Annotated in this window: 15 protein-coding genes; 11 read left to right on the top strand and 4 right to left on the bottom strand. The window is 70.0% G+C overall.

Annotated elements, in window-relative coordinates; all coding sequences use genetic code 11:
- The first annotated feature begins 129 nt into the window (after positions 1 to 129).
- Positions 130 to 1077: a heme o synthase gene (locus tag IE231_RS01170; protein ID WP_189692095.1), complete on the top strand. Its 948-nt coding sequence runs from the start codon at positions 130 to 132 to the stop codon at positions 1075 to 1077.
- A 184-nt stretch (positions 1078 to 1261) separates the two neighbouring features.
- Here IE231_RS01170 and IE231_RS01165 read toward each other — a convergent pair whose 3' ends face one another.
- From IE231_RS01165 to IE231_RS01155, 3 genes are read right to left on the bottom strand one after another with little or no spacing between them, the layout of a single operon-like run.
- Positions 1262 to 2200 carry a COX15/CtaA family protein gene (locus tag IE231_RS01165; protein ID WP_189692094.1) on the bottom strand — a complete coding sequence of 313 codons (939 nt, stop codon included), beginning with the start codon at positions 2198 to 2200 and terminating at the stop codon, positions 1262 to 1264.
- A gap of 4 nt (positions 2201 to 2204) precedes the next feature.
- Entirely contained in the window at positions 2205 to 2942 is a 738-nt protein-coding gene (locus tag IE231_RS01160; RefSeq protein ID WP_189692093.1) for an ABC transporter permease, read from the bottom strand.
- Complete coding sequence (locus tag IE231_RS01155) at positions 2939 to 3958, bottom strand: ABC transporter ATP-binding protein (RefSeq protein ID WP_229866417.1); 1020 nt, start codon at positions 3956 to 3958, stop codon at positions 2939 to 2941. The genes IE231_RS01160 and IE231_RS01155 overlap by 4 nt, the downstream gene beginning before the upstream one ends.
- 104 nt (positions 3959 to 4062) lie before the next feature.
- On the opposite strand from IE231_RS01155, the gene IE231_RS01150 reads away from it, so the two are divergent.
- From IE231_RS01150 to IE231_RS01130, 5 genes are read left to right on the top strand one after another with little or no spacing between them, the layout of a single operon-like run.
- Complete coding sequence (locus IE231_RS01150; RefSeq protein ID WP_229866416.1) at positions 4063 to 4818, top strand: helix-turn-helix transcriptional regulator; 756 nt, start codon at positions 4063 to 4065, stop codon at positions 4816 to 4818.
- Positions 4818 to 6305 (top strand): Fe-S cluster assembly protein SufB, encoded by a 1488-nt coding sequence (sufB, locus tag IE231_RS01145; protein ID WP_229866415.1) that lies wholly within the window; start codon positions 4818 to 4820, stop codon positions 6303 to 6305. Before IE231_RS01150 ends, sufB begins: the two co-directional genes overlap by 1 nt.
- A complete protein-coding gene (sufD, locus tag IE231_RS01140) occupies positions 6305 to 7594 on the top strand; it encodes a Fe-S cluster assembly protein SufD (protein WP_189692091.1) in 1290 nt (429 codons plus the stop codon). The genes sufB and sufD overlap by 1 nt, the downstream gene beginning before the upstream one ends.
- A 58-nt stretch (positions 7595 to 7652) precedes the next feature.
- On the top strand, positions 7653 to 8417 hold the full coding sequence (sufC, locus tag IE231_RS01135) for a Fe-S cluster assembly ATPase SufC (protein WP_189692090.1): 765 nt from the start codon (positions 7653 to 7655) through the stop codon (positions 8415 to 8417).
- A gap of 43 nt (positions 8418 to 8460) precedes the next feature.
- Positions 8461 to 8790, top strand: coding sequence for a metal-sulfur cluster assembly factor (locus IE231_RS01130; RefSeq protein WP_189692089.1), 330 nt, complete (start codon positions 8461 to 8463; stop codon positions 8788 to 8790).
- 109 nt (positions 8791 to 8899) lie between these two features.
- Here IE231_RS01130 and ypfJ read toward each other — a convergent pair whose 3' ends face one another.
- Complete coding sequence (gene ypfJ, locus IE231_RS01125; protein WP_189692088.1) at positions 8900 to 9811, bottom strand: KPN_02809 family neutral zinc metallopeptidase; 912 nt, start codon at positions 9809 to 9811, stop codon at positions 8900 to 8902.
- A gap of 70 nt (positions 9812 to 9881) precedes the next feature.
- Here ypfJ and IE231_RS01120 point away from each other — a divergent pair, with 70 nt between their 5' ends.
- The 5 genes from IE231_RS01120 (at position 9882) to nrfD (ending at position 18009) form a co-directional block, all read left to right on the top strand.
- Positions 9882 to 11291: a class I adenylate-forming enzyme family protein gene (locus tag IE231_RS01120; RefSeq protein WP_189692087.1), complete on the top strand. Its 1410-nt coding sequence runs from the start codon at positions 9882 to 9884 to the stop codon at positions 11289 to 11291.
- Complete coding sequence (locus IE231_RS01115; RefSeq protein WP_229866414.1) at positions 11272 to 12504, top strand: thiolase family protein; 1233 nt, start codon at positions 11272 to 11274, stop codon at positions 12502 to 12504. Before IE231_RS01120 ends, IE231_RS01115 begins: the two co-directional genes overlap by 20 nt.
- 67 nt (positions 12505 to 12571) lie before the next feature.
- A complete protein-coding gene (fdh, locus tag IE231_RS01110; RefSeq protein ID WP_189692085.1) occupies positions 12572 to 15916 on the top strand; it encodes a formate dehydrogenase in 3345 nt (1114 codons plus the stop codon).
- Positions 15917 to 16927, top strand: a complete 1011-nt coding sequence (locus IE231_RS01105) for a 4Fe-4S dicluster domain-containing protein (RefSeq protein WP_189692084.1) — start codon at positions 15917 to 15919, stop codon at positions 16925 to 16927.
- On the top strand, positions 16924 to 18009 hold the full coding sequence (gene nrfD, locus IE231_RS01100; RefSeq protein WP_189692083.1) for an NrfD/PsrC family molybdoenzyme membrane anchor subunit: 1086 nt from the start codon (positions 16924 to 16926) through the stop codon (positions 18007 to 18009). The genes IE231_RS01105 and nrfD overlap by 4 nt, the downstream gene beginning before the upstream one ends.
- Positions 18010 to 18037 lie beyond the last annotated feature (28 nt).

The raw sequence follows: 18037 nt of genomic DNA, 5'->3' as shown, positions 1-18037 counted from the left end.
GAAAATTCCACACTGTGAATACGCGCCGCCACCCCATGTGGCCGGGCCCTGGCGCCCGGCGCGGGTATCATGGAGGCGGCTTCCGTGCACCCGGAGGCCGACCATCCCGAGTAGAAGAGTCGCGCATCCGTGAGTACAGCAGACGCACCCGTCGCAGTCCCGTCCAGGCCAGCCAAGCTCGGCCTGCGCCGCAAGGTCAAGGCGTATGTGGCCCTCACCAAACCGCGCATCATCGAACTCCTGCTCGTGAGCACGCTGCCCACCATGATCTACGCCGAGCGCGGCTTTCCCTCGATCGGACTGATGCTGGCCACGCTCGTGGGCGGGGCCTTCGCGGCGGGGAGCGCAGGTTCCTTTAACTGCTACATCGACCGTGACATCGACAGGCTCATGCGGCGCACCGAGAACCGGCCGCTCGTGACCGGGGAGGTCACGCCGCGCGAGGCACTCGTCTTCTCCTGGGTTCTGGGCATCGCCTCGCTGGCCATCCTCTGGTTCGGTGCCAACCCGCTCTCGGCCGTCCTCGGCGCGGCGGCAATCTTCTTCTACGTCGTCATCTACACGCTGATCCTCAAGCGGCGCACCACCCAGAACATCGTGTGGGGCGGGGCTGCAGGCTGTTTCCCCGTGCTCATCGCCTGGTCCGCCGTCACCAACACCATCGGGTGGCCCGCGGTCATCCTCTTCCTGGTCATCTTCCTGTGGACGCCCCCGCACTACTGGCCGCTGTCCATGCGCTACGGCGAGGACTACCGCAATGCCCACGTCCCGATGCTCGGTGCGGTGGCGGGCGCGAAGATCGTGTCCGTCCAGGTTGTCCTCTACGCGTGGGCGATGGTCATCGCATCCCTCCTGATGGTTCCTCTCGGCCATGCCGGGTGGGTGTACACCATCGCTGCCGTGGCTGTCGGCGGCTGGTTCCTCTACGAGTCCCACGCGCTGTACAGCCGTGCGCAGCGGGAAGAGATCCAGGACAAGAAGGCCATGAAGGTCTTCCACGGCTCGATCAGCTACCTCACCGTGCTGTTCCTCGCTCTTGCCGTCGACCCGTTCGTCGGCTCCCCGCTCTTCGGCTGAGCCGCTCAGCCGTGGTCTTCTGATGTGACCATGGCACAACGAGAAGGGCCCTGCAGCATGCTCCAGGGCCCTTCTCTGCCATGTCTGTGGTCGTGTCCTTGGGGGGTCCCCGGTCCCGCGGCCCCGCAGGACCGTCGATCCGCAAGCGCCAGCGGCGGTGGCGGTCAGCACCCCGCGCCGGTGGCTACGCGGTTGGGCTGTACTTCGCGACGTCGGCCACGTTCACCGCGGCGGCCATCAGGAGGGCCGAGACCAGCATGTGCGTGCCGACCAGGAGCGCCGGGATGCCCGTGTAGTACTGGGTGATGCCGATGGCGGCCTGCAGCACGGTGAGGCCGAGCAGTGCGAGCGCGCCGTTGCGGAACGTGCCCGGGATCCGGCGGACGATCGTCAGGACCACCGCGAAGAGCGCGCCGAACGTGACGAGGTAGGCGGGGACGGCGTGGATGTGGGAGAAGAGGTCCCAGTCGAGGCCGTTCCGAGGCGCGTTCGCGTCGCCGGCGTGGGGGCCAGCGCCGGTCACGACGACGCCGAGCACCACTGCGGCGGCTGCTGCGACGGCGGTGACGAGCATGGTGGGTGCCATGGAGCTGGGCAGTGGCGGGTAGGTGCGGTCCATGAAGCGGCCGGTGCGCCCGTAGGCCCGGTTGACCAGCAGCATGGAGAGGACCACGAGGGCCATGGACACGAGGAAGTGCAGGCCGACGACCCACGGGTTGAGCTGGGTCAGCACCGTGATGCCGCCGATGACCGCTTGGGCGGGGACGCTGAGCAGGAGCCCGATCGCGAGCCAGAACAGGTCCTTGCGCTCCTTGCGGAGGTTCCACAGCATCACGAGCATGATGACGGCCACCGCCGTCAGGGCGAACGTGAGGAGCCGGTTGCCGAACTCGATGATGCCGTGGATGCCCATCTCGGGGGTCGTGGTGAGCGATCCCGTGGTGCAGCGCGGCCAGGTGGGGCAGCCGAGGCCGGACGACGTCAGGCGGACTGCCCCTCCGGTGACGATGAGCACGATCTGCCCGATGAGCGAGGCTATCGCCATGGCGCGGATGCGCCCGTCGACCTCGCGGGGGAGCCGTGCGGTGAAGCGGGAGAGCCGCGTGAGGGATGTATCGGTCATGGGATCAGCTCCAACGGAACCAGCGGATGGCGGCGACGCCGGCGAGCACGGTCCAGAGGACGAGTATCGCGGCGGCAGGGACGTTCAGGGTGTTGTCGAGGAAGGCGGAGCGCACGGCGTCGCCGAGTGCCCCGGAGGGGAGGAACCCCACGATGGGAGCGAGTGCGTGGATCCGCTGGGCGGGTATGACGATCCCGCCGAGCACTCCGAGCAGGATCCACACGAGGTTTGTCACAGCCAGGGTGGCCTCGGGGCGGGCCGTGCCGGCGATGAGGAGGCCGAGTGCCGTGAAGGCGGCGGCGCCCAGCGCGAGCAGCGCGATGCCGAGCAGGCTCCCCTCGACTCCCGGATGCCAGCCGAGGGTGAGCGCGACGCCTCCGATGACCGCGATCTGGACGGCGAGCACCACGAGGACTGCCAGCACCTTCCCTGCAATGAGTCCGCCCCGCCCTAGGGGAGTGGTGGAGAGGAAGCGGAGCACGCCGTAGCGGCGGTCGAATCCGGTGGCGATGCCCTGGCCCGTGAAACCCACGCTCATGGTGCACAGTGCGAGCACGCCGGGGGCCGCGACGTCGATCCGGCTGTGGCCGAGCCCGTCGAGCACCGGGGTCAGGGTGAGTCCGATGAGGGCGAAGAGGGGCAGGATGAGCATGAGGGTGAGCTGCTCGCCGTTGCGCAGCATCGTCACCGTCTCGTACCTGCCCTGCTGCCAGACCCTGCGGGTCAGTGTCGCTGCGCTCATGCCGCCCTCCCGGTCCGGGCGCGTCCGGAGGCCTGCGGCGCCGCGTCTGCTGTGGCCGACTCGGCCGCGATCGCGAGGAAGACGTCCTGGAGGTTCGCACGCCCGAGCTCGAGCGTCTCCGGCATGATGCCCCGTGCGGCGAGCCATGAGGTGAGCGCAACGAGGTCGGGCGGCGCGAGCTCGCCGTCGACCGTGTAGAGGCCGGCGCTCGCCTCGCTGACGGTGAGCTGGCCGCCGTCCGCGGCGCGTGTTCCGAAGGCCTCGGCAAGGTCGAGCCCAGGCTGCGCCCTGAGCGTGAGCCGCGTCTGGACGTCGCGGCGCTCGGCGAGGATCTCGGCCACCGTGCCGCTCGTGACGACGCGTCCGTGGTCGAGGATGTGCACGACGTCGGCGAGGCGCTCGGCGTCGTCGAGCAGGTGCGTGGTGAGGACGATTCCCAGCCCGTCCCTGCGCAGCCCCTCGATGAGTTCGACGACGAGCTGGCGTGACTGGGGATCGAGGCCCGCGCTGGGCTCGTCGAGGAAGACGACCTCTGGACGCCCGACGAGCGCTGCGGCAAGTGCCACGCGCTGCTTCTGGCCCCCCGAGAGCCGGCGGATCGTGGTGGAGGCGAACTCGTGGATGCCGAGGCGCTCGGCGAGCTCGTCGACCGGCCGCGGGTCGGTGTACATGCCGGCCACGTGGCGCAGGAGCGCCAGGGGGCGTGCCGAGGGCGGCAGCCCGCCCTCCTGGAGCATGATGCCGACCTTCGAACGCAGCTCGGCGTCCGCCTTCTCGGGATCGCGGCCGAGCAGCCGCACGGAGCCTTCGGTCCGCTTCTGCAGGCCTTGTGCGCATTCGAGCGTGGTGGTCTTGCCCGCGCCGTTCACGCCGAGGATCACGGTGATCTCGCCGAGGTTGGCGGTCAGGTCGACGCCGGCGAGGACCCGCTTCATGCGGCCGTCGAGGGAGGGGATGGGCCCGACATCCTTCACGAGGCCCTCGATCTCGAGGCAGGGGGCACCGGTCTGTAGCACCTGCCCATTCTACGCGGGGTAGTAGTGGGGTCAGGGTGATTAGCGTCTCCTTACTGGAGGCGGGCAGGATATTAGGGCATGATTGTCTTGTGTATTCTGTGAAGGTGGCCCCTGCGAAGGTGGCCAAGGCTGAACCGCGGCCCGACGCCGAGGACCGCACGCGCGACCGTGTCCTCAGCGCAGTCCTCGAGCACGGCCCTGTGAGCGCCGCCGAGCTCGGGGAGATGCTCAACGTCACCCCCGCCGCCGTCCGCCGGCACCTCGACGCGCTCACCGAGGCCGGCGTCGTCGAAGTCAAGCGCATCGCGCCCTCAGGCACCGGGGCCGGCCGCCCGGCCCGGCGGTACGTGTTGACCTCGCGGGGCCAGTCGACCATCGGCGACGACTACCTCGACATCGCGCGCATGGCGCTCGAGCGGCTGTCCGAGCTGGGCGGGGCGAGCGCAGTAGAGGACTTCGCCCACGAGCGCTTTGCGGCCATGGAGCGACGCTACCGTCCGCTCGTGGACGCGGCGGGCAGCGACGTCGCCGCCAAGGCGCGTGCCCTGGCGGAGGCGCTCACGGCGGACGGCTTCGTGGCGTCCGCGGCCACCGTCCAGGGGAAGGCGCCGCTCCCGGCGCACCTGGCGAGCATCCAGCTGTGCCAGGGCCACTGCCCCGTCCAGCAGCTCGCCGCCGAGTTCCCCGAATTCTGCGACAGCGAGACCGCGGCGTTCTCCCGCCTCCTGGGCGTGGACGTGCGGCGGCTCTCCACGCTCGCCCAGGGCGGCCACGTCTGCACCACCCACATTCCTACTGGGCGGGCCCAGCTCGTGGGCCCCGCCTTGGAGACCACAATCGACCAGCAAGAGAGGCCGTGATGACGGATCAGATAGCTGAGAACCGCACTTCGAGGGGCGGCGACCAGGCGGGTGCCGGGTCCACGGTGATCGCCGAGATCCTCGAGAAGAACCCTGAGCTCCATGGGATCGGCACGTACGAGTACGGGTGGGCCGACAAGAACGACGCCGGCGCGAACGCCCGACGGGGGCTCGACGAGGACGTCGTCCGCGACATCTCCGCCAAGAAGGGCGAGCCGGCGTGGATGCTCGATCTGCGCCTCAAGGGTCTGAAGTACTTCGACCGGAAGCCGATGCCCCTGTGGGGCGCCGACCTCTCGGGCATCGACTTCGACAACATCAAGTACTTCGTGCGCTCCACCGAGAAGCAGGCGCAGTCGTGGGAGGACCTCCCCGAGGACATCCGCACCACCTACGAGCGCCTCGGCATTCCGGAGGCCGAGCGGTCCCGCCTCGTGGCCGGCGTCGCGGCGCAGTACGAGTCCGAGGTCGTGTACCACCAGATCCGCGAGGACCTCGAGGCCCAGGGCGTGATCTTCCTCGACACGGACACCGCGCTCAAGGAACACCCCGAGTTCTTCACGGAGTACTTCGGCACCGTGATCCCGGCGGGCGACAACAAGTTCGCCTCGCTCAACACCGCCGTGTGGTCGGGCGGCTCGTTCGTGTACGTGCCCAAGGGTGTCCACGTCGAGATCCCGCTGCAGGCGTACTTCCGCATCAACACGGAGAACATGGGCCAGTTCGAGCGGACGCTGATCATCGCGGACGAGGACTCGTACGTCCACTACATCGAGGGCTGCACGGCTCCGATCTACACGTCCGACTCGCTACACTCTGCAGTCGTCGAGATCATCGTGAAGAAGGGCGCCCGCGTGCGCTACACGACGATCCAGAACTGGTCGAACAACGTGTACAACCTCGTGACCAAGCGCGCCATCTGCCACGAGGGCGCCACCATGGAGTGGATCGACGGCAACATCGGCTCGAAGGTCACCATGAAGTACCCGGCTGTGTACCTGGTCGGCGAGCACGCCAAGGGCGAGACTCTCTCGATTGCCTTCGCGGGCGAGGGCCAGCACCAGGACACCGGCTCCAAGATGGTGCACATCGCCCCGAACACCAAGTCGTCCATCGTGTCGAAGTCGGTGGCCCGCGGCGGCGGCCGCTCCGCGTACCGCGGCCTCGTGCAGGTCCGAGAGGGCGCCAAGCACTCGGCCAACACTGTGCGCTGCGACGCGATGCTCGTGGACACCATCTCCCGTTCGGACACGTACCCCTACATCGACATCCGCGAGGACGATGTGGTGCTCGGCCACGAGGCCACCGTGTCCCGCGTCTCCGAGGAGCAGCTCTTCTACCTCATGTCCCGCGGTCTGCCCGAGGACGAGGCCATGGCCATGATCGTGCGCGGCTTCATCGAGCCCATCGCGCGCGAGCTCCCCATGGAGTACGCCCTCGAACTGAACCGCCTGATCGAACTGCAGATGGAAGGGTCCGTCGGCTGATGACCGAGATGACTGACACGAAGAGCACCCAGAACAACGGCATCGGCGCCCCGGCGATCCCCGGACTCACGGAGGAGGGCGAGAGCCTGACTCCGCTCGAGCCCGCCGAGCAGACCCTCTCCCCGCTGGGGGGAGCTGCCGCCAAGTCCCACTCGCACGGCGGCGGCTACGGCGTCCCCGACAGCTCGCGCGCCGGCCGGCTGACGTCGTACCGCCTCGAGGACTTTCCCGCCATCAAGGGCACCGAGGAGGAGTGGCGCTTCACTCCCCTCAAGCGGCTCGGAGGCCTGCACACGGCAGCGCTCGACGGCGCCGCCCCGGCCGTCGCCGTCGAGGCGCCCGAGCTGGCGCGTGTCGAGACCGTGGGCCGTGACGACCGGCGCATCGGCTCCGCGGGCATCCCGGAGGACCGCGTGTCCGCCAACGCGTGGAGCCATTTCGCCGAGGCGACCGTCCTGACCGTGCCCGCGGGCGTCACGCTCGACGAGCGCATCCTGGTCACCCTCACCGGGGCCGGCACTGCTGCAGCAGCCCAGCATCTGGTGATCGTCGCCGAGCACGGGGCGCGCGGCGTCGTCGTGCTCAACCACGTCGGCGAGGCCGTCGTTTCCGAGAACGTCGAGATCGTCCTCGAGGACGGCGCCGACCTCACCGTCGTCTCGCTGCAGGAGTGGGCCGACACGTCGATCCACGCGTCGAGCCAGCAGGTGAAGATCGGACGCGACGCCCACCTCAAGCACATCGCGGTGACCCTCGGCGGCTCGCTCGTGCGCATGACGCCGACTGCCCGCTTCGCGGCGCCCGGCGGCGAGGCCGAGCTGTACGGCCTGTACTTCGCCGACGCCGGCCAGCACCTCGAGCACCGCACGTACGTGGACCACGCGCAGCCCAACTGCGTCTCCAACGTCCTGTACAAGGGCGCGCTGCAGGGCAAGGACGCGCGCACCGTGTGGATCGGGGATGTGCTCATCCAGAAGCAGGCCGAGGGCACCGACAGCTACGAGAAGAACCAGAACCTGGTCCTCACCGACGGCTGCCGCGCCGACTCCGTGCCGAACCTCGAGATCGAGACCGGTCTCATCGAGGGCGCCGGCCACGCGAGCGCGACCGGCCGCTTCGACGACGAGCACCTTTTCTACCTCATGGCCCGCGGCATCCCCGAGGATGTGGCCCGACGCCTCGTGGTGCGCGGGTTCCTGAACGAGATCATCCAGAAGATCGGCGTTCCGGCCATCGAGGAGCACCTCACCGAGGCCGTCGAGCGCGAGCTCGACGCCGGCGACAACTGACCCCACCTTCCACACATTCTGACTTCGCCCGGGGGACCGGGCACTAGGAGAGCACCACATGTCGACTCTGGAGATCAAGGACCTTCACGTCTCGATCGAGACCGAGCAGGGCGTCAAGGAGATCCTCAAGGGCGTGACCCTCACGGTGAAGACCGGCGAGACGCACGCGATCATGGGCCCGAACGGGTCCGGCAAGTCCACCCTGGCCTCGACCATTGCGGGCCACCCGCGCTACACGGTCACCTCGGGCTCCATCACGCTCGACGGCGAGGACGTCCTCGCGATGAGCGTGGACGAGCGCGCCCGCGCAGGGCTGTTCCTGGCCATGCAGTACCCGGTCGAGATCCCCGGCGTGACCATGACGAACTTCCTGCGCACCGCCAAGACCGCGATCGACGGCAAGGCCCCGGCCATCCGCACGTGGACCAAGGACGTCAAGGCCGCGATGGAGCAGCTGCGCATCGACGCCGACTTCGCCCAGCGCAACGTCAACGAGGGCTTCTCGGGCGGCGAGAAGAAGCGCGTCGAGATCCTCCAGCTCGAGCTCTTCAAGCCGAAGTTCGCCGTGCTCGACGAGACCGACTCGGGCCTCGACGTCGACGCGCTCAAGGTCGTCTCCGAGGGCGTCAACCGCGCCCAGGACGAGGGCAACATGGGCACGCTGCTCATCACCCACTACACGCGGATCCTGCGCTACATCAAGCCGCAGTTCGTCCACGTGTTCGTGGACGGCAAGATCGCCGAGCAGGGCGGCCCCGAGCTCGCCGACCGCCTCGAGGACGAGGGCTACGACCGCTACGTCGCCGCGTCCGCGCAGGCCTGATCCAGGGCCCACGGCGACCAGAAACGCTAGAGGGAAGGCAGCGATGACAGAGATCCAGCCCGCACCGACCGCGCTCGAGGATGTCGAGGAGCGTCTCAAAGACGTGATCGACCCGGAGCTCGGCGTCAATGTCGTGGACCTGGGGCTCGTCTATGGGCTCGAATACGGCGAGGACGGTGCGCTGCTCATCAGCATGACGCTCACCACCGCCGCATGCCCGCTCACGGACATCCTCGAAGAGCAGGTCGGCCAGGTCCTCGACGGTGTCGTGGACGAGTGGCGCCTCAACTGGGTGTGGATGCCGCCATGGGGTCCCGAGCGGATCACCGAGGACGGCCGCGACCAGATGCGCGCGCTCGGCTTCAACATCTGAGGTCCCGGACGCCCGGGAGAACCGACGACGGCGGCCGGCCGCCTTCCGCTCAAGGGAGGCGGCCGGCCGCCGTCGTGCTCCAGCCTGGAACGTTCCAGCCTGGTTGGGGCTAGACGCTCCCCGTGAGGGTGTTGCACTGGTTGAGGTCGCCGCTCGAGAAGCCCCGCATGAACCACGTCTGGCGCTGCTGGCTCGTGCCGTGCGTGTAGGTCTCGGGGTTGGTGCGGCCGGTGGCGGCCTTCTGGATGCGGTCGTCGCCCACCGAGGCGGCGGCGGAGAGCGCGTCCTGGACGTCCTTCTGCGTGATGGGCTGGAGGAACGGCTGGCCCGTGGACGGATCCTTCGTGGTGCTCGCCGCGTGGGCCCACATCCCCGCGAAGCAGTCGGCCTGGAGCTCGACGCGGACGCTGCCGGACTGCGGCCCCTGGGGATCCTGCTGGGCGTAGCCGAGGGTCCCGATGAGGTCTTGGACGTGGTGCCCGAACTCGTGCGCCACGACGTACTCCTGGGCGAGTGGACCTCCGGAAGAGCCGAAGCGGGTCACGAGCTCATCGAAGAAGCCGGGGTCGAAGTAGGCGGTCGTGTCGGTGGGGCAGTAGAACGGACCGACGGCGGTCGTGGCAGGCCCGCAGCCGGTCTGGGTCTGCCCGGAGAAGATCACGGCCTGCGGCTTGGTGTAATTGCTGCCATTGCTGTTGAAGTATCCGGTCCAGTAGGCGTTGACGCTGTTGACCGTTCCCACGATGCGGCAGTCGAGGCGGGAGGCAGCGTCCGCGCCGGTCTTGCACTCGCTCGTGCCTCCCGCACCGCCTACCGGCTGCTGCTGGGCCGAGTCCTGCCCGTTGCCCGTGAGGTCGCCGAGGATGTTGGGGTTGACGCCGAGCAGGGTCAGGATGAGGACGAGGACGGCACCGCCCAGGCCGCCGCCGATCATCGTGCCCCGCCCCAGGCCGCCGCCGCCGCTTCCGCGCCGGTCCTCGACCTGCGACGGATCGAGCTGGGCGCCGTCATTGAAACTCATGGCCCAAGGGTAGCTTGCGTCCGATGACGCGCCCCCGGCCTCGAGGGAACCGCGCCGATAGACTTGGGGAATGCCCTTCCTTGACCGCCTCTCTCGCTGGGCGGCGGAGAAGCCGCACGAGCCCGCCGTCGTCTGCGGCCGCGAGATGCTCACGTGGAGCGGGCTGCACGAGGCCGCCTCGGCGCTCGCGCGCTCGGGCGAGCCGACCGCCGTCCTGAGCGCCCGCAACGGCGTGGACTTCGCGGTACGGTGGGCCGCCGGCGTGGCCGGCGGGCGCGAGTGTGCCGTGCTCGACCCGGCATGGCCGGACGGGCTCACGCGCGAGGTCGGGCATCGGCTCGCCCAGCGGTGGGGAGCCGCCGCTGATCGCCGCCTCGATCCCGAGGAGCTGACGGACGGAGGCCCGGAGTCGAGCTTCCTCGTGGGCCTCACCTCCGGCACCACGAGCGTGCCCAAGGCGTTCAGCCGTTCGCGGCGTTCGTGGACGCGGTCCTTCGAGGCCTCCACGGCCGCCTTCGGCCTCTCTCCCCAGGACACCGTGCTCGCGCCCGGCCCGCTGTCGGCGAGCCTGAACCTCTACACGCTCTCCGAATGCCTGTGGGCTGGTGCCGCCTTCCACACACTGCCGTCGTTCGACGTCGGCGACGCCCACGCGGAGATCAGCGGCCGGGGCATCACGAGGCTCGTCCTCGTCCCCACCATGCTGCGTGTCCTGGCCGAGCGCGGGCTCGCCGGCGATGTCGACGCGAGCGGCGTGACCGCCGTCGTCTGCTCCGGGCAGAAGCTGGACCGGCGCACGCTCGACGCCGTGCGCCGATGGGCCCCGCGTGCGGTGGTCTGGGAGTACTACGGCGCCTCCGAGCTCTCCTTCGTCGCCGCGAGCAGCCACAGGCCGGGTGCGTCGCCGGCCGAGGTGGGGACCGGCGTCGGGCGCGCGTTCGAGGGCGTGGAGCTCGCGATCCTCGACGACTCCGGATCGCCCGTGCAGGAAGGGGATACCGGCAACATCTGCGTCCGAAGCCCGTTCGTCTCGGACGGCTACGTGTGGGGAGACGACGGCCGCGCCTTCACCCGGCTCGGCGGAATGTGCACGGTGCGCGACCAGGGCTTCCTGTCCCAGGGGGAACTGCACGTGCTCGGCCGGACCCAGGACATGATCAACACCGGCGGCCACAACGTCTACCCCCACGAGGTCGAGGCCGCACTCGCGATGCTGCCCGGCGTGGCCGAGGTTGTTGTGGCGGGGGTCCCGGACGATGTCCGCGGGCAGCGGGTGGTTGCCGGGATCGTGCCATCGCACGCAGGGCTGTGCCAGGCACAGGTCCGGGCTGCCCTCGAAGGCAGGCTCACGCCGGCCAAGCGCCCGCTCCAGTACGTGCATCTCGATGAGCTGCCTGTCACCGAGCGCGGCAAGCTCTCCCGCGCGGAGTTCCAGCGGTGGGTGCTCGAGGGGGACCGCCGTGCCGCACCCCTCGCCTAGCGCCGGTGGCCTCCCCGGGCGCGGTCCCCTCATCGTCGCGGCACTCCGGACTCCCCTCGCGCGAGCGGGCACCGCTCTGCGGGATGTGGCAGTCCACGATCTCCTGGCACCGGTCCTGCGGGGGCTCGTGGACCGCTCGGGCGTGCCCGAGTCCCTGCTTGCCGACGTCGTGGTGGGCAATGCCGCGGGAGGAGGCGGGAACCTCGCGCGGCTCGCGGCACTGACGGCGGGACTGCCCGAGTCGCTGCCGGGCGTCACCGTGGACCGCCAGTGCGGTTCCGGCCTCGACGCGATCGTGCTGGCGTGCCGCCTCGCCCAGGCCGGTGCCGGGGAGGCGTACCTCGCCGGGGGAGCGGAGTCGATCAGCACCGCGCCCGCCCGGGGCCGGCGTCTCGCCGACGGCTCCCTCGAGTTCTACCGCCGCGCCCAGCACGCGCCCCTCCGTGAGGGCGAACCGGAGCCGGGCGATCCGGACATGGGCTTTGCCGCTGAGACCGTGGCCCGGGAGGCCGGAGTCACCCGCGAGCGCCAGGATGCCCTCGCGCTGAGGAGCCACACGCTCGCGCTCGCCGCGGCCTCCTCGGGGGCGTACGACGGCGAGCTGGTCGCCGTCCGCGCCGCCGGTGGGGTTCTCGTGGGTGAGGACAATGGACCCCGCGCGCGGCTCGACGCGAAGCTCCTGTCCCGCTTCCCGGCGGCGTTTGTGTCGGGCGGCACGGTGACGGCTGGGAACTCGTGCTTCGACGCGGACGGTGCCGCGGCCGTGCTCGTGGCGACCGGGGAGGCGGTGCATGCGCTGGCGCTGCCTGTCGGCTCGGCGGCGCTCGAATTCCTTGGCGCCCAGACCGTGGGAGTCGACCCGCGCCGACTGGGCCTGGGGGCCGCCGCAGCGGCGGAACGGCTGCTGGGAGGACTCGGCGTCGGCGTCGAGGACCTCGCGGCTGTCGAGTTCAACGAGGCGTTCGCCGGGCAGGTCCTGGCCTGCACCGACCGGCTCGGGCTCGTGGGGGAGAGGCTCGATGCGGTGCTCAACACGGACGGCGGTGCGCTCGCCCTCGGCCACGCCTACGGGGCGTCGGGTGCCGTGTCCGTCGTGAGGCTTCTGGCAAGGGCACAGTCGCTGCCGGAGGGCTCGCTGGTCCTGGCGATGATCAGCTCGGCGGGCGGCCTCGGGACGGCGGCCCTCTTCAGGACGGCAACGGCCCGAGCCTGAGGGGCGGCCCTCCGACTCGCCAGCCTCGTCCTGTTGCTCACGCGTGCCGTGGGATATGCTCGCGGACATGGCACGGCGAAGCTTCCTCCAGTGGCCAGTCGTCCGGCAGATGAGCACGGGCGACCTGTTCGGCCGCGGACCCTCGGTCACATCGCCCCGCACGGAGGCGATCGCCCCGCGGACGGCCACCGCGGACCGGGTCGTGCAGAGCGTCTGCCCCTACTGCGCAGTGGGGTGTGGACAGCGCGTGTACGTCAAGGACGAGAAGGTCGTCCAGATCGAAGGCGATCCCGACTCGCCCATCTCGCGCGGCCGGCTCTGCCCCAAGGGCTCCGCGAGCGAGCAGCTCGTGAACTCGCCGGGCCGCCAGACGCGCGTGCTCTACCGCGCCCCCCGCTCCACCGAATGGGAGCACCTGGATCTGGAGAAGGCCATCGACATGGTGGCGGACCGGTTCATCGAGAGCCGCCGCCGGACGTGGCAGCAGCAGGACGGGCACGGACGGCTGCTGCGCCGCACGATGGGGATCGCCTCGCTGGGCGGTGCGACGCTGGACAACGAAGAGAACTACCTCATCAAGAAGCTCTTCACGGCTGCCGGGGCGGTGCAGACCGAGAACCAGGCCCGTATTTGACACTCCGCCACGGTTCCCAGTCTGGGAGCCTCGTTTGGACGTGGTGGTGCCACGCAGTCACTGCAGGACATGGCCAATGCCGACTGCATCGTCATCCAGGGCTCGAACATGGCCGAGTGCCACCCTGTGGGCTATCAGTGGGTAGCGGAGGCGAAGGCCCGCGGGGCGAAGGTCATCCACGTGGACCCCAGGTTCACGCGCACCTCCGCGGTCGCTGACCGGCACATACCCATTCGTGCCGGCTCGGACGTCGTCCTGCTGGGCGCGCTCATCAACTACGTCATCACGAACGACCTCTGGTTCACCGAGTATGTGAAGGCGTACACCAACGCCGCCACGCTCGTGCATGAGGACTATCGCGACGCCGAGGATCTCGGGGGCCTCTTCTCCGGCTTCGATCCCGAGACGGGAGCGTACGACAAGGCGTCGTGGGCGTATGCCGAAGGCGGGGGCGGCACGATCGATGAGCCCGGTGCGGGCACCGAGCACGGTGCCGACGCTTCGGCCCGTGCGGCCGGGCACACGCTGGGCAGCGGCGGGCCGCCGCTCGAGCACGCACAGGTGCAGCGCGACGATACCCTGCAGGATCCGCGGACGGTCTTCCAGATCGTCAAGCGGCACTATGCGCGGTACACGCCCGAGATGGTGCGGGACATGTGCGGGATCGACATCGCCGACTTCGAGTACCTCGCGCGCGCCGTCACCGAGAACTCAGGGCGCGAGCGGACGACGTGCTTTGCCTACGCCGTGGGCTGGACCCAGCACACACTGGGGGCACAGTTCATCCGCGCAGCCGCGGTCCTGCAGCTCCTCCTCGGGAACATGGGCCGTCCCGGCGGCGGAATCATGGCCCTGCGCGGCCACGCCAGCATCCAGGGCTCGACCGATATTCCGACCCTCTTCAATCTGCTGCCCGGGTACCTGCCGATGCCGAGTGCCGGCCGGCATGACACGCTCCAGGAGTATCTGGACGCGATCGCGTCGAAGAAGCAGAAGGGCTACTGGGCCGAGGCGGACGCCTACACCGTCAGCCTGCTGAAGGCCTGGTGGGGCGACGCCGCGAGCGCGGAGAACGACTGGGCCTACGATTACCTTCCGAGGCTGACCGGTGCCCACGGAACCTACGAGACGGTCATGGCCATGCTCGATGACGAGGTCGAGGGCTACTTCCTCCTCGGACAGAATCCCGCGGTGGGCTCCGCCCACGGCAGGATGCAGCGCCTCGGCATGTCCCACTTGAAGTGGCTTGTGGTGCGGGACCTGAACCTCATCGAGTCGGCCACGTGGTGGAAGGACGGCCCGGAAATCGCGTCCGGGGAACTGCGCACCGAGGACATCGAGACCGAGGTGTTCTTCCTCCCCGCGGCCACCCACGTGGAGAAGGCTGGCTCGTTCACCCAGACCCAGAGGCTGCTGCAGTGGCGGCATCAGGCGATCTCACCGCCAGGGGAGTGCCAGAGCGAACTCCAGTTCTTCTACGAACTCGGCCAGCGCATCCGGCAGAAGCTCGCCGGCTCTGACGACGAACGCGACCGCCCCCTGCTCGACCTCACCTGGGACTACCCGACCGACGCGCACGGCGATCCCGACCCCGAGGCTGTGCTTGCCGAGATCAACGGGCGCCACCTCTCGGGGCCGGACGCGGGCAGGGAGCTCTCGTCCTACACCGAGTTGCGCGCCGACGGCTCGACGGCCGCGGGCTGCTGGATCTACACGGGGGTGTACGCGGGAGGCACCAACCACGCTGCCAACCGCAAGCCGGGCCACGAGCAAGGGCCCGCGGCGCCGGAATGGGGATGGGCCTGGCCCGCCAACCGTCGGATCCTCTACAACCGCGCCTCCGCCGACCCTGCGGGCAGGCCCTGGAGCGAGCGGAAGAAGTACGTCTGGTGGGACGCGGAGCAAGGGCGGTGGGTCGGCGACGACGTGCCGGACTTCCCGCTCGACCGCGCGCCGGGCAGCCAGCCCGACCCCGACCTCGGGGGCCCGGCCGCCCTGAGCGGAGATGATCCGTTCATCATGCAGGCGGACGGCAAAGGCTGGCTGTTCGCGCCCAAAGGGCTGGTCGACGGACCCCTTCCCACGCACTACGAGGCGCAGGAATCGCCCGTCGCCAACGCCCTCTATCCGCAGCAGCAGAACCCCGCCCGGCTGCGGTTCCCACGCTCCGACAATCTCAGCGCGCCGAGCGCCGGTGCCAGCGGAGCCGACGTCTACCCCTACGTCTTCACCACCTACCGGCTCACTGAGCACCACACGGCCGGCGGCATGAGCCGTTGGCTGCCGTATCTCTCGGAGCTGCAGCCGGAGATGTTCTGCGAGGTCTCCCCGGAGCTGGCCGCCGAGCGGGGGCTCGAGCCCTACGGGTGGGCCACGATCATCTCGGCCCGCTCTGCGATCGAAGCGAAGGTGATCGTCACGGAACGCGTGAAGCCGCTGACGGTCGGCGAGCACACCGTGCACCAGATCGGCCTGCCCTACCATTGGGGCGTCGGGGAGAACGCGGTGGTCAGCGGCGACGCTGCCAACGACCTCCTGGGCGTGACCCTGGACCCGAACGTCCAGATCCAGGAATCCAAGGTCGCCTCCTGCGACATCCGGCCGGGCCGACGACCCCGCGGCGCGGAGCTGCTTGCCCTTGTGGCCGAGTATCAGAAGCGTGCGGGGGCAACTCCGGACACCGGGAACAGCACGGTCACCGATCCCGCCGCCGAAGGCATCGATCCGGGCCCGGGCGGAGAAGGCACCCCGGGGAACGACGTGAGGAGGGAGGACTAGATGGGCCAGCTGTCCGGGCCGACCGATCCCGCCGCCGATGCGCACTGGGAGACGCACGAGCCGCGCAAGGGGTTCTTCACAGACACCTCCATCTGCATCGGATGCAAGGCGTGCGAGGTCGCCTGCAAGGAGTGGAACCACAACCCCCAGGACGGGAACCTCGAGCTGCTCGAGTCCTCGTACGACAACACGGGGGCACTGGGTGCGAGCACCTGGCGCCACGTCGCCTTCATCGAACAGGGCAGCGAGCGCATCGTCGAGGCCCGGGAGTCCGGGCGCGCACTCGTCAATCTGGGCATGCCCCGCATCGGTCCTCCTGCCGCTGCGGCGGATGCGGCACAGGACCTTGCCGAGGCGGACAGGACGCCGCCGGACACCGCCGATTTCCGGTGGCTGATGTCCTCCGACGTGTGCAAGCACTGCACCCACGCCGGATGCCTCGACGTCTGTCCTACCGGCGCGCTGTTCCGCACCGAGTTCGGCACTGTGGTGGTGCAGGACGACGTCTGCAATGGCTGCGGGACCTGCGTGGCCGGGTGCCCCTTCGGGGTGATCGAGCGCCGCCGCGACGGGACGGTCGCCGTCGCCGCCGAGCGGGAGGACCGACACGCGGAGCACCCGGCTGTCCCGAATGTGGGCGTCGCCCAGAAGTGCACCCTGTGCTACGACCGGCTCGTGGTCGGGGAGACGCCGTCCTGCGCGAAGGCGTGCCCGACGACGTCCATCAAGTTCGGCGACCACGACGACATGGTGGAGACCGCCAGGGAAAGGGTCGCCCAGCTGCACGCGCAGGGCATGACGGAGGCGAGGCTCTACGGCGCCAACGAACTCGACGGCGTCGGCGGAACCGGATCGGTCTTCCTGCTGCTCGACGAGCCAGAGGTCTACGGTCTCCCGCCGGACCCGAGGGTGCCCACGGCGGATCTGCCGCAGATGTACAGGCGCGCCGGCCTGGCTGTAGCCGGAATGGTGGCCGCAGCCGCACTGGCCTTTGTGAGAGGACGGGCGTGACCCACTCGGACTTCGACACCTTTCGGCCACCCCAGCCGACCCGCCGCGCGCGCGGTGGCCGGCGCGACGCCGGGCGCCGGGACGGCGGTGACGGTTCACGGGAAATCCCGATGGTGCCCGAGCCGGAGTTCACCTCGTACTACGGGCGCCCCGTCGTCAAACCAGCACCGTGGGGCGACGACGTCGCCGCCTACCTGTTCCTCGGCGGGGTCGCCGGAGGCTCCGCCCTGCTCGGCCTCGGCGGCCAGCTCACCGGGCGCCCTGCCCTGCGCCGGAATGCCCGCCTCAGCGCCCTCGCGGCCGTGGGCCTCGGTGCCGCCGCCCTCGTGAAGGACCTCGGCAGGCCGGAGCGTTTCCTCAATATGCTCAGGACCTTCAAGCTCACCTCGCCCATGAGTGTCGGCTCGTGGATCCTCAGCGCCTTCAGCGTCGGCACGGCGGTCTCGGCGGCGGCCGAGATCGACCGCCTGAGCGGCAGCAGGCTGCCCTTGGGTCCGCTGCGGCCGGTGCTCCGTGCCGTCGAGGGGCCCGCGGGCGTGGAGGCCGCGCTGTTCGCCGGGCCTCTGGCGGCGTACACCGCGGTCCTGCTCGGCGACACCGCCACGCCGACCTGGAACGCGGCGCACGAGGACCTGCCCTTCGTCTTCGTCAGCTCAGCAACCCTCGCCGCTTCTGGGCTCGCCATGATCACGACTCCGGTGCACGAGGCAGGGCCTGCCCGCACTCTCGCCGCGCTCGGCGTCGCGGGCGACCTCGTGGCAACGCGGGTGATGGAGCACCGCATGGACCCCGTGGCGGCCGAGCCCCTGCACCGGGGCAGGGCGGGCGTGATGCTGAAGTGGAGCGAGCGGCTCGCGGTCGCCGGCGGGCTGGGGACGCTGCTGGCCGGACGGAGCCGGGCGGCAGCCGCGGCGTCGGGCCTGGCGCTGCTGGCCGCCTCCGCGCTCACCCGGTTCGGGTTCCTCGAGGCTGGCCTCTCCTCAGCCGAGGACCCGCGCTACACCATCGAACCGCAGAAGCGCCGACTGGCCGCCCGCCGCTCGGCAGGGGTCACCGACGATTCGATCACGACCGCGCGCTGAGACAGCGCGCTGACTGGTGCCGGCGGTG

The sequence above is a fragment of the Sinomonas cellulolyticus genome (assembly GCF_014656475.1).
Lineage (GTDB): Bacteria > Actinomycetota > Actinomycetes > Actinomycetales > Micrococcaceae > Sinomonas > Sinomonas cellulolyticus.
Note: the sequence above shows the minus strand (reverse complement) of the source record. Positions and strands in the feature narration are given on the sequence as shown.

Excerpts from the sequence above, each read along its gene's own strand:
- IE231_RS01120 (WP_189692087.1), top strand. The coding sequence starts at position 9,882 with ATGCCCTTCCTTGACCGCCTCTCTCGCTGGGCGGCGGAGAAGCCGCAC.
- IE231_RS01160 (WP_189692093.1), bottom strand. The coding sequence starts at position 2,942 with ATGAGCGCAGCGACACTGACCCGCAGGGTCTGGCAGCAGGGCAGGTAC.
- ypfJ (WP_189692088.1), bottom strand. The coding sequence starts at position 9,811 with ATGAGTTTCAATGACGGCGCCCAGCTCGATCCGTCGCAGGTCGAGGAC.
- sufB (WP_229866415.1), top strand. The coding sequence starts at position 4,818 with ATGACGGATCAGATAGCTGAGAACCGCACTTCGAGGGGCGGCGACCAG.
- IE231_RS01165 (WP_189692094.1), bottom strand. The coding sequence starts at position 2,200 with ATGACCGATACATCCCTCACGCGGCTCTCCCGCTTCACCGCACGGCTC.
- IE231_RS01105 (WP_189692084.1), top strand. The coding sequence starts at position 15,917 with ATGGGCCAGCTGTCCGGGCCGACCGATCCCGCCGCCGATGCGCACTGG.
- sufD (WP_189692091.1), top strand. The coding sequence starts at position 6,305 with ATGACCGAGATGACTGACACGAAGAGCACCCAGAACAACGGCATCGGC.
- IE231_RS01130 (WP_189692089.1), top strand. The coding sequence starts at position 8,461 with ATGACAGAGATCCAGCCCGCACCGACCGCGCTCGAGGATGTCGAGGAG.
- sufC (WP_189692090.1), top strand. The coding sequence starts at position 7,653 with ATGTCGACTCTGGAGATCAAGGACCTTCACGTCTCGATCGAGACCGAG.